Genomic DNA, 10,824 nt, shown 5'->3' with positions numbered 1-10,824 from the left:
GGCTGGCGCTGAGCCTCCTCGCCGCCGCTGGGGTCTGCGGGGTGCAAATGATCCCTCACGAGGACCATTTCACCTAGGTCTCAGCTGTCCAGCTGATCCTCAGGACATTGAATAGCTTCCTCGAGAACCCACTTACGAAGAAAATGCGCTAGCATGTTAGAGGAGTCTGCGCGCCATTCACTCTAATCAACATGGCCCCTGTTTTAGGTAGCTAAAAGACATAATTGATGCCCTCTTTTTCAAATTTTAATTCTTTTAGGTAACCAAGAGGTCTTATTGGTGCCCTCTTTTTCAAATATTTGTTCTTTCAGGTAACCAAGAGGTCTTATTGATGTCCCCTTTTGTCTACAAACTGAACACCTGACATTAAAGTCCGGTGTTTCTAGTATATATCCGGAAACTGATCAAACTCTTGACCATCAGCGGAAACCAGAGATGCAGAGCCCTCGCCAGTCTCATTGATATTAACTCCTGTAATTATTCCTGCTTCCGCTTCATTCAAGGCCTTTCGATAAGAAATAATCCGTCCGCTTGAGGTCTGGAAGCTGATGATTTCACCAGCGTGGTTTTTATGAATTGCCACTAATTGCTCTTGATCCATATGATCCGCTCCTTTCATCCTCCTAGTCTTGCACTTTATCTTGAAAAATAAACTAAAAAGGAATTCATGTTTTTTTCGCGAAATAACTAGTTAATAGAAACTAGGCAGGTGAACAAGAAGATATGTTCAATTGGGAATTGGAATCAGAGAAACAATGGGACGGAATGGCATCGTCCTGGAACTCCCGAAGCAGGGGAATGTGGGAAACAGGCAGCAGGAAAGATATTTTCCCTTTCTTTAAAAAATACGTTCCAGCCGGTGCCGCTGTATGCGACTTAGGCTGCGGAGATGGAATTGGATCAGAAAAATTAGCAGAAGCAGGATATAAAGTCACAGGATTAGATGTTTCGGATGAAATGCTGGAAAAAGCCCGGGAGAATCCCCGAAATGAAAATATTGCATTTCATAAAGCGGATTTATCTGATAGTGGAATCCCTGATGGCACATTTGAAGCGGTCATGGCGATCAATTCCCTTGAATGGACAATCAGTCCATATAAATCATTAAAAGAAATCGCCAGGATCTTGAAACCAGGTGGCTATGCCTGCATTGGCATTTTAGGGCCAACAGCGGGTCCTAGAATTAATAGTTATCGAAGACTATATGGTGAAGAAGTGATTTGCAATACAATCATGCCATGGGAGCTTGAAAGGCTCACGGTTGAAAATGGCTGGAAGAAGGTCGGGGAGTATGGCGTTTATAAAAAAGCTGCGGAACAGCTCGCTCTTGGATCACTGCCAAGCGAACTCCAGCAATCACTTTCCTTTATGTGGGTCTTTATGTTTCAACTGAATAACTAAGGCTAACTAAGGAGGATAAGGGAATGAGTCGATATTCAATCGAGGAATTTGTGAGTAATACGAAACAGCAGGATAAAGGGGAAGGGTTATTTGAAATTGAGACTCCTAGGATGCTGGAAATCAACCTGAATGGCCAGGTTTGGTCAAAAGCCGGGGCAATGGTGTCTTACCGAGGAAATATCAAGTTTGAACGAGAGGGCATCCTCGAGCATGGTCTGGGAAAGATGTTTAAGAAGGCCTTGACAGGTGAGGGTACGTCACTTATGAAAGCAACCGGCAATGGAAAGCTTTATTTGGCAGACCAAGGGAAAAAAATATCGATTTTAAACCTTCAGAACGAATCGATTTTTGTTAACGGAAATGATCTTCTTGCATTCGAACCTTCCATCAGCTGGGATATCAAACTAATGCGGCGAGTGGCTGGAATGCTATCAGGAGGATTGTTCAATGTTCGGCTAGAGGGAACAGGAATGGTAGCGGTTACGTCTCATTATGAACCATTGACACTTCTTGTCAGCAAGGATAATCCTGTGTATTCAGACCCGAATGCGACAGTAGCATGGTCAGGAAATCTCCAGCCTGAATTCGTCACTGATATTTCGTTAAAAACCTTCCTAGGTCGAGGGAGTGGAGAATCGATCCAAATGAAATTCAGCGGTGAGGGCTTTGTTGTAGTCCAGCCATACGAAGAAGTATACTATGCTCCTCAGGCATAAACAAAACAGAGGCATCGACCAAGATGCCTCTGCTTGCTGTTAATCCCAATCATATGGTGTTTCCTGGTATACGTAATAATTGAGCCAATTAGAAAAGAATAAGTGTGCGTGCGAACGCCAGCTATTTACCGGAGTTCGAACCGGATCATCTTCAGGGAAATAATACTCAGGCATTTGGATGGAAATCCCCTTCGCCTTATCCCGCGCATATTCTTCTGCCAAAGTAGAAACTTCGTATTCCAAGTGGCCAGTAATCATGATTCTTCTGCCATCAGCTGATGAGATGATTAATGGTCCTGCTTCGTCTGAAGAGGCAAGCAGCTTAAGATTATTATTCTTTATCAATTCTTCAATTGAAATATCAGTATTTCGGGAATGCGGTGCTTTGAAAACATCATCAAACCCTCGCAAAAGTTTTGCTTTTTCGTCCAGGACTCGATGCATGTAAACTCCAGAGCACTTTTTTGGAAGCTCGTATTTTCCGATTCCATAATGGTAGTATAATGCAGCCTGGGCTCCCCAGCATATATGCAAGGTGGAGGTGACATTCTTATCTGTCCATCTTAAAATCTCCGTGAGCTCACTCCAATAGTCCACACTCTCAAATTCCAGCAGCTCGATCGGTGCACCCGTAATGATCATTCCGTCATATTTCTTTTCCTTAACCTGGTCAAAGGTTTGGTAAAATTCGTCAAGATGATAACTTGATGTATTTTTTGATTCGTAGGTAGCGGTTTTTAAGAAAGTGATATTCACCTGGAGAGGTGTATTCCCGAGCAGGCGCAGCAGCTGTCTTTCCGTTTTCTCTTTCTCCGGCATCAGGTTAAGTATCAAAATATTGAGCGGACGGATATCCTGCTGTGCAGCCCGGCCTTCATCCATGATAAAAATATTTTCTTCCTCCAGAATCTCTCTTGCGGGAAGATGATATGGGATTTTAATTGGCATGAGACAACCTCCTTTAAAAAGCAGCTCGAATTGTAATAAATTTTATTATAATCTGAATTCTTTGACGGAGCAATTGACTAAAGGGAAATTTTTGTGTCTGATGAATATTTTTCTCCTGATAGCTTTGCTCTGATGGTAGAATATTAAATGGTAAGCATATAGAGAATATCTGGGGGGATTGAGGATGGAAACAAATATTCAGGTTAAGTCAGATATTGAAATTGCTCGTGAAAGTAAAATGAAACCTATTACGGAAATTGCAGCCCAAATTGGCCTCGATGCTGATGAAATTGAGCTGTTTGGAAAATACAAGGCTAAGCTCTCAGCAGAGGCTCTTGCATATCTTAAGACAAAAGAAAGCGGTAAGGTCATTCTTGTTACGGCGATTAACCCCACTCCGGCAGGGGAAGGAAAGTCGACAGTGACTGTCGGCCTTGCAGATGCTTTGAACAGACTCGGCCAAAATACAATGATCGCGATGCGTGAGCCATCTTTAGGACCGACAATGGGGATCAAGGGAGGCGCAACAGGTGGAGGATATGCACAGGTTCTTCCAATGGAAGACATCAACCTGCATTTTACAGGCGACCTGCATGCAATAACAACTGCCAATAATGCTCTGGCAGCATTGATTGACAATCATCTCCAGCAGGGCAATCAGCTTAAAATTGATCAGCGCAGGATTGTGTGGAAAAGAGCGCTTGATCTTAATGACCGCGCTTTAAGAAAAGTTGTCATTGGCCTTGGAGGACCACTGCAGGGAGTTCCGCGTGAAGATGGCTTCGATATTACGGTGGCATCTGAAATTATGGCGGTTCTATGCCTTGCCAGCGATTTAAAAGACTTAAAGCGCAGGCTTGCAAAAATGGTCGTTGCCTATAACTATGACAGGCAGCCGGTAACTGTTGGTGATCTTGGAGTTGAAGGTGCACTGACACTTCTGCTAAAGGAAGCAGTAAAACCGAACCTTGTCCAGACAATTGAGCATACTCCGGCATTGATACACGGTGGTCCGTTTGCGAATATTGCCCATGGGTGTAACAGTGTAATAGCGACGGAAGCGGCTTCCAAGCTTGCTGACTTTGTCGTAACTGAAGCAGGATTCGGTGCAGATCTAGGAGCGGAAAAGTTCCTTAATATCAAGGCAAGGACTGCTGGAATCGAACCTGCTGCTGTTGTGATTGTCGCTACAATCAGAGCCCTCAAAATGCATGGCGGCATGAAAAAAACTGAGCTTGTAAAAGAAGATGTACAGGCATTAAGGGATGGCTTTACAAACTTGAAAAAGCATGTCGAGACAATTGCTGGCTTCGGTCTCCCTTATGTAGTCGCAATTAATAGATTTATCACTGATACTGACCTTGAAACTAATACTTTACGGGAATTATGCGATGAAGCTGGCATTCCTGCTGCATTAACGGAAGTTTGGGAAAAAGGCGGAGCTGGTGGTCAGGCGTTGGCAGAAACATTGCTTGATGTTATCAGCAGCAGTGAAAATACCTTTGCGCATTTATATGACTTGGCAGACCCTCTGGAAGTGAAAATCCAGACGATTGCTCGCCAGGTTTATGGGGCAGATGGAGTGGAGTTTTCACCAAAAGCTAAGAAACAGCTTGCTGAATTTGAAGGTCATGGCTGGGGGGTTCTACCAGTATGTATGGCAAAGACGCAATATTCTCTTTCTGATGATCCTCAAAAGCTTGGAAGGCCTTCTGGATTCACGATTACTGTGAGAGAATTAAAGCCATCTGTGGGTGCAGGGTTCATCGTGGCTTTGACAGGTGAAGTGATGACAATGCCTGGACTCCCTAAGCTTCCGGCTGCCCTTAATATGGATGTTGATGAGGATGGAAACGCAGTAGGACTTTTCTAGGCAAAAAAGGAGTGAAAATTCATGTTTGACCCGACAGCATTTGAAAATATCAAAGTCGTGATCGAAGGCGAAATTTATGACAGAGATTTAAGCGGCGAAATCTTGGTCATAGACCGAAATGACTGGATTAACACTGCAAAGCTGTCGCGGAAATATGAAATAACATTCTGTCTGCCAGGCGATGAACATTTGGGTGTATCTGCGACTATGACACTCGTGGCCGGGCTTGAAAATCTTTCTGCCGAGCTGATGGACTTGGAGCATGCCCAGCACCTTGCAGGATGTATAGTCGTTATTCATTTTTCACTGAGTCATCGTAATGAATCAAGTCTTTACGAAAAGATTCAAATTGTTTTAGAAGATATTTGGGGACCTAGCCGGGCGATTGAACAAATCGCCCAGATTCACGCTTTAGGGGACTCATCCCAGGTGAACAATAAAGCATCAATTTCCTTTAACAGACTCGTTTACGAGAACCAGATTGATGATCTCGCAGAAATGATTGATTATATGATTCAATCCTTGGTAAACCTCAAAGTCTCATTATCATAAAAATTTAATAGAATCAATGTTTCCTGCCATGTTAGGCAGGAATTTGTCTGTAGTTTTCAGAATAATCTAGTAATGGTATGCGACTTAGACATATTTTATAAAAGGGGGAGAGCGTTTGAAAAAAATCGCATGGGTAACCGATAGTACAGCTTATTTAGATGAGGAGCTGAAAAACCATCCGGATGTTTATCAAGTGCCAATGACCATAGTTTTAGATGATGTAGAATATTTGGATGGCAAAGATTTAACTGCTGAAGAATTATACGAAAGGTTAAAAAACTTAAAAACACCACCTAAGACTTCACAGCCACCGGTTGGGGTGTTTATGGAATTATATGAGCAGCTTGCAAAAGAATATGATGCGGTTTTTTCTATTCTTGTCTCTGCAAAGCTGAGCGGGACAGTTGCTTCGAGTGTACAGGCATCTCATTCAGTTGAGATCCCTGTAGTCACATTTGACTCGAAGATCCTAACGTTTCCGCTTACTTCCCAATTAAAGAAGGGCATCGCATTAGCAGAACAGGGTGCAAGCCTTGATGAAATAAAAGAAAAACTGGAGATATTGCGTGACTCCAATGAAACATATGTAATGGTTGGCAGCCTGCAGCAGCTCCATAGAAGCGGGCGCATGTCAGGATTACAATTTTACCTTGGCAGCATGCTGAGCATAAAACCGATTATCAGTATTGAAGATGGCGGATTGAATACAAAAGACAAGGTGCGGAGCGATAAAAAAGCCCGAGAAAAAATGTTCGAGTATTTAAGGACTTCCCATGAAAAGCATAATGTTAAGGAAGTTTACATTTTATATGGATTGCATAAAGAGACAGCCGATGATTGGCAATCCCATCTGGAAAGTGATTTTCCGGATATTAAATTCCTAAGCTGTCCGATTGGAGCAGTCATCGGGGTGCATGCTGGTGAACATACTATTGGAATCAGCTGGAATAATGCAGATGTTTAAGTGCCAATTGGCACTTTTTCTTTTGGACTTACAAATTTATATGCAGGCATTCGTTGAGGAAAAATTCATGGTAAATATACATAGCTACAGACGAATAGGTTCTATGTGGTAAAATAATTTCCGTAGGAAAGTAGGTGCAGCAAATGAGAGATATGATTGAAGCGGCAGAGGCATTTGTGAAAAACGAACTAGGCAAGGATTCATCCGGGCATGATTGGCACCATATTGACAGAGTAAGGAAGAATGCCCGTTTAATATGGAGCAAAGAACAAAAAGGCGATTGGTTCATTATAGAAATGGCAGCCTTGCTTCATGACATACCTGATGAAAAGTTGAATGAGACTGAAGAAGCAGGATGGTCTAAGCTTGATTCATTTTTGTCAGGACTTGAGCTTGAAAGAAATATAGCTAATTTGATAAAGGATTGTATCGAAACGGTTTCCTTTAAAGGGGGCCGCGAGATTGAACTTAACAGCATTGAAGCTAAAATAGTCCAGGATGCAGACCGCCTCGATGCACTAGGGGCGATTGGGATTGCCCGGACATTTGCATATGGTGGGAAGAAGGGACACCCGATTTTCGACCCCGACATTTCTGTCAGGGAAGAAATGACCCTGGAAGAATATCGTACTGGCAAAAGTTCTTCTATTAATCATTTTTTTGAAAAACTATTGAAGCTGAAAGATAAAATGAATACTGAACAAGCAAAGAAGCTCGCTGAGGAAAGACACGCATTCATGGAAAGCTTCCTTGCACAATTTTACAGTGAATGGAATGGTAACGCATGAAGATGATCACGATTGAAAACGTGACAAAAACATATGGAGAAAAAGAATTATTCAAAGGGATTTCATTTACGATCGGCGAGCGTGAAAGAGTAGGTCTAATAGGAGTGAACGGAACAGGAAAATCTTCTTTGCTTAGAATAGTCGCTGGCATCGACCAGCCTGATTCAGGAGATATTATTTTTCCTAAAGACTATAAGATTTCCTTCCTTTCGCAGCAGCCTGAAATGGAGCCAGGCCGCACTGTACTTGATCAAGTATTCAGCGGGGAAGCGCCAATCCTCAAATTGATGAGGGATTATGAATTGGTACTATCCGAATTGAGCAGCAAGCCAGATAACAGTGCGCTTCAGGAAAGGCTTTTTGAATTACAGAGACAGATGGACAGCTCTGATGGATGGGATGCAAATACAGCAGCGAAATCGATTTTAATGCAGCTGGGAATCACTGATTTCTCGAGGGAAATGCATGAGCTTTCAGGGGGACAGAAGAAGCGCGTTGCCCTCGCGCAGGTTTTGATAGAGTCACCTGATTTGTTAATCCTCGATGAACCAACGAACCATCTTGATTATGATACAGTAAAATGGCTTGAAGATTATTTATCAAGATATTTAGGTTCCCTTTTGCTCGTGACTCATGACCGTTATTTCCTTGACAGGGTCACGAACAGGATTTTTGAACTAGACGGAGGGTCGTTATATAGCTATAAAGGAAACTACGCGAATTTCCTTGAAGCCAAGGCAATCCGGGAAGAAAATGAGGCTGCTACTCTTGAAAAAAAGAAGAACTTATTCAGGCAGGAGCTAGAATGGATCAGGCGTGGCGCAAAAGCAAGGACGACCAAACAGAAGGCAAGAATCCAGCGTTTCGATCAGCTTGATGAAGAAGTTTCAAATGTGAAATCTTCTGAGAAGCTAGAAATCTCCTTAAGCGGCAGCAGATTGGGCAAACAGGTGCTGGAATTAAAAGATGCCGTGAAGAAATACGATGGGAAAGTGATTCTAGACCAGTTTAATTTGCTGGTCAAGCCTGGCGACAGATTGGGAATCATCGGCCGAAATGGCACGGGTAAGTCCACTTTGCTGAATCTCCTTTCTGGCAGGAACCAGCTGGATTCAGGTGAAATCATCACAGGACAAACTGTAAAGATTGCTTATTATACACAAGAAAATGAAGATATGGATGAAAATAAACGGGTGATAGAATACCTGAAGGAGACAGCAGAAATTGTCCATACGACAGATGGAAAGACGATTTCTGCTGCACAAATGCTTGAAAGGTTTCTTTTTCCACCTTATGCTCATGGTACTCCTATCAGGAAGCTGTCGGGTGGGGAAAAGCGCAGATTGTATCTTTTAAAACTATTAATGGAAGAACCCAACGTCCTGCTCCTGGATGAGCCGACGAATGACCTTGACACCCAGACTTTGACTGTATTGGAAGACTATCTTGAAGACTTCCCGGGCGTTGTCATAAGCGTATCCCATGACCGCTATTTCCTTGATAAGGTCGTTGATCAGATATTGGTGCTTGAAGGCGAAGGCAGAACAGCACTTTATTTTGGCAATTATTCTGACTATCTGGAAAAGCGTCCAAAGCCAGCAGCTGATCTTGCTATTTCAAAGAAAGAAAAAACAGAACCTGCCGAAAAACCGAAGAAAAAGAGAATGAGCTACAAGGAGAAAAAAGAGTACGAAGAAATTGATGATAATATAGCCGAAACTGAAAATCGTCTTGAAGCAATCCAGGGTGAGATGGCGAACATCGGCAGCGATTTTGAAAAAGGCCAGGCTTTGGTAAATGAAGAGACTGAGCTGAATGAAAAGCTTGAATATTTGATTGAGAGATGGAGTTATTTGAGTGAACTTGCAGAAAATGAGTAAGAGCCTGACTCAAAAGGTCGTTGATAGTGACCTTCTGAGTCAGCTTTTTATTTACAAGGGTGAAATCATGTGTTATTGGCGTATGAATTTTAATAATCGAAGGATTCCTCCTTCTTATTTTTTTGCTATGTTGAATCCTGCTGATGATAAATACAGCTAATAAACATGTACCCACAATAAGTGGCTCTCGATGCTATCCATATCATGTTATGTTAAAATGGCTTCATTCCTAATAATTACAAAGGGGTGGGAATGTGAAAATTTTATCGATTGAACCAACACCAAGCCCGAATACAATGAAAATAAATCTAGATGAAGAGCTTCCTATGGGCAAAAGCAATAATTACAAGAAGGGTGCTACAGCCGGAGCACCTGATGTTATTGTTAAAATACTCGACATCGAAGGCGTGAAAGGTGTTTACCATGTAGCAGATTTCTTTGCAGTAGAGAGGAATGCTAAATTTGACTGGCAGGCTATTTTACCCTCAGTGAGAAAAGCGTTTGGTCAGGAAACTGAGGAATCAGGCGATGGCACACCAAAAATAAATGAGCATTTTGGAGAAATTAAAGTTCAAGTTCAAGTGTACAAAGGCATCCCGATGCAGGTTAAATTAACAGATGGAACTGAAGAGAAGCGCTTCGGCCTTCCGGATCTTTTTGTAAAAAGCGTCGGCGAAGTCCAGTCTCCTGAAGATAATATCGTTATGGTCCGCAGATGGAAGGAGCTTGGAGTCAGATACGGCGAATTTGAACAGGTAGGAAATGAAGTAGTCGAAGAACTTCTCGCAGCCTATCCTCCTGAAAGGCTGAAAGAGCTTGTGACGGCTGCACAAAATCCTGCGCAGGAAGCACGAATCAAATCTGCGAAGAAAAAAATAAGAATTATAGCAGCCGATTTGGATAGTCCAGATTGGCGTATAAGGTACCAGCTGCTAGATCAAATGGAGGATCCAACAGTTGAGGACTTGCCAATGCTTGAAAAAGCGTTGAATGATGAGAAGGCATCCATTCGCAGGCTTGCAACAGTTTATCTCGGAATGATTGAAGATAAAGAAGCACTGCCGCTTCTATATAAAGCGTTAAAGGATAAAACCGTCACCGTGAGAAGGACAGCTGGGGACTGCTTGTCAGATTTAGGCCATCCTGAAGCAATGGATGAAATAATGGCAGCTTTGAAAGATTCGAGTAAACTTGTACGCTGGCGTGCTGCGATGTTCCTCTATGAGGTTGGAGACGAGAGGGCACTACCTGCTCTAAAAGAAGCTGAAAAAGATCCGGAATTTGAAGTTAGCATGCAGGTGAAATTGGCAATTGCCCGAATTGAACTGGGTGAGGAAGCCAAAGGATCAGTTTGGAAGCAGATGACAGAAGCAAGAAATCAATAATAATATTATGTAAACAAAAAAGCCGGGATGCAATTTGCAACCTGGCTTTTTTTCGTTGGATAAGAAAGCATAAAATTCACTTCGAGAATAGTCCAGCTCCAGCGCTTGTCAGATTTGCACAGGATGTGCTGACGGCGACGTTGCCACAGGACGTGGCGTAGTTAGTCGCCGTTCCTTTTACAAGGCGCTTTCGCTTTTCTTATAAGTCACTAAAAAAAGCGAAAATTATCTAATTCCTAACCTTGGACCACATTATCTTTTTTTTAGGCTCTGTTAAAGCCCAATGTTGTTGTATAAGACCTGTTGATTGTAGTGGA

General features: G+C 42.6%; 10 protein-coding genes. 8 read left to right on the top strand and 2 right to left on the bottom strand.

The genetic code is table 11. The annotated features are described in order from the left end of the window. Positions 1-382 precede the first annotated feature (382 nt). Positions 383-601, bottom strand: coding sequence for a DUF3892 domain-containing protein (locus tag V7654_RS16085; protein ID WP_335431629.1), 219 nt, complete (start codon positions 599-601; stop codon positions 383-385). A 122-nt stretch (positions 602-723) separates the two neighbouring features. Here V7654_RS16085 and V7654_RS16080 point away from each other — a divergent pair, with 122 nt between their 5' ends. Together V7654_RS16080 and V7654_RS16075 are read left to right on the top strand one after the other, a co-directional pair. Then, positions 724-1,401 (top strand): class I SAM-dependent methyltransferase, encoded by a 678-nt coding sequence (locus tag V7654_RS16080; protein ID WP_335431627.1) that lies wholly within the window; start codon positions 724-726, stop codon positions 1,399-1,401. 23 nt (positions 1,402-1,424) lie between these two features. Next, the gene (locus V7654_RS16075; RefSeq protein ID WP_335431626.1) at positions 1,425-2,117 is read left to right on the top strand and encodes an AIM24 family protein; all 693 of its coding nucleotides are present in this window, start codon (positions 1,425-1,427) and stop codon (positions 2,115-2,117) included. 39 nt (positions 2,118-2,156) lie between these two features. Here V7654_RS16075 and metA read toward each other — a convergent pair whose 3' ends face one another. After that, positions 2,157-3,065: a homoserine O-acetyltransferase MetA gene (gene metA, locus V7654_RS16070; RefSeq protein ID WP_335431624.1), complete on the bottom strand. Its 909-nt coding sequence runs from the start codon at positions 3,063-3,065 to the stop codon at positions 2,157-2,159. 184 nt (positions 3,066-3,249) lie between these two features. Between metA and V7654_RS16065 the strand changes: the two genes are divergently transcribed. The 6 genes from V7654_RS16065 (at position 3,250) to V7654_RS16040 (ending at position 10,507) form a co-directional block, all read left to right on the top strand. Then, positions 3,250-4,938 carry a formate--tetrahydrofolate ligase gene (locus tag V7654_RS16065; protein ID WP_335431623.1) on the top strand — a complete coding sequence of 563 codons (1,689 nt, stop codon included), beginning with the start codon at positions 3,250-3,252 and terminating at the stop codon, positions 4,936-4,938. 21 nt (positions 4,939-4,959) lie between these two features. Further along, complete coding sequence (locus V7654_RS16060; protein WP_335431621.1) at positions 4,960-5,490, top strand: hypothetical protein; 531 nt, start codon at positions 4,960-4,962, stop codon at positions 5,488-5,490. A 115-nt stretch (positions 5,491-5,605) separates the two neighbouring features. Further along, positions 5,606-6,454 carry a DegV family protein gene (locus V7654_RS16055; protein ID WP_335431619.1) on the top strand — a complete coding sequence of 283 codons (849 nt, stop codon included), beginning with the start codon at positions 5,606-5,608 and terminating at the stop codon, positions 6,452-6,454. A gap of 143 nt (positions 6,455-6,597) precedes the next feature. Then, complete coding sequence (locus V7654_RS16050) at positions 6,598-7,242, top strand: HD domain-containing protein (RefSeq protein ID WP_335431618.1); 645 nt, start codon at positions 6,598-6,600, stop codon at positions 7,240-7,242. Then, positions 7,239-9,122 carry an ABC-F family ATP-binding cassette domain-containing protein gene (locus tag V7654_RS16045; RefSeq protein ID WP_335431616.1) on the top strand — a complete coding sequence of 628 codons (1,884 nt, stop codon included), beginning with the start codon at positions 7,239-7,241 and terminating at the stop codon, positions 9,120-9,122. The genes V7654_RS16050 and V7654_RS16045 overlap by 4 nt, the downstream gene beginning before the upstream one ends. Positions 9,123-9,376: 254 nt before the next feature. Further along, on the top strand, positions 9,377-10,507 hold the full coding sequence (locus tag V7654_RS16040) for a conserved virulence factor C family protein (protein WP_335431614.1): 1,131 nt from the start codon (positions 9,377-9,379) through the stop codon (positions 10,505-10,507). Positions 10,508-10,824 lie beyond the last annotated feature (317 nt).

It is taken from the genome of Bacillus sp. JJ1609, from assembly GCF_036967045.1.
Lineage (GTDB): Bacteria > Bacillota > Bacilli > Bacillales > Cytobacillaceae > Mesobacillus.
This window is presented reverse-complemented; position numbering and strand designations above follow the sequence as displayed.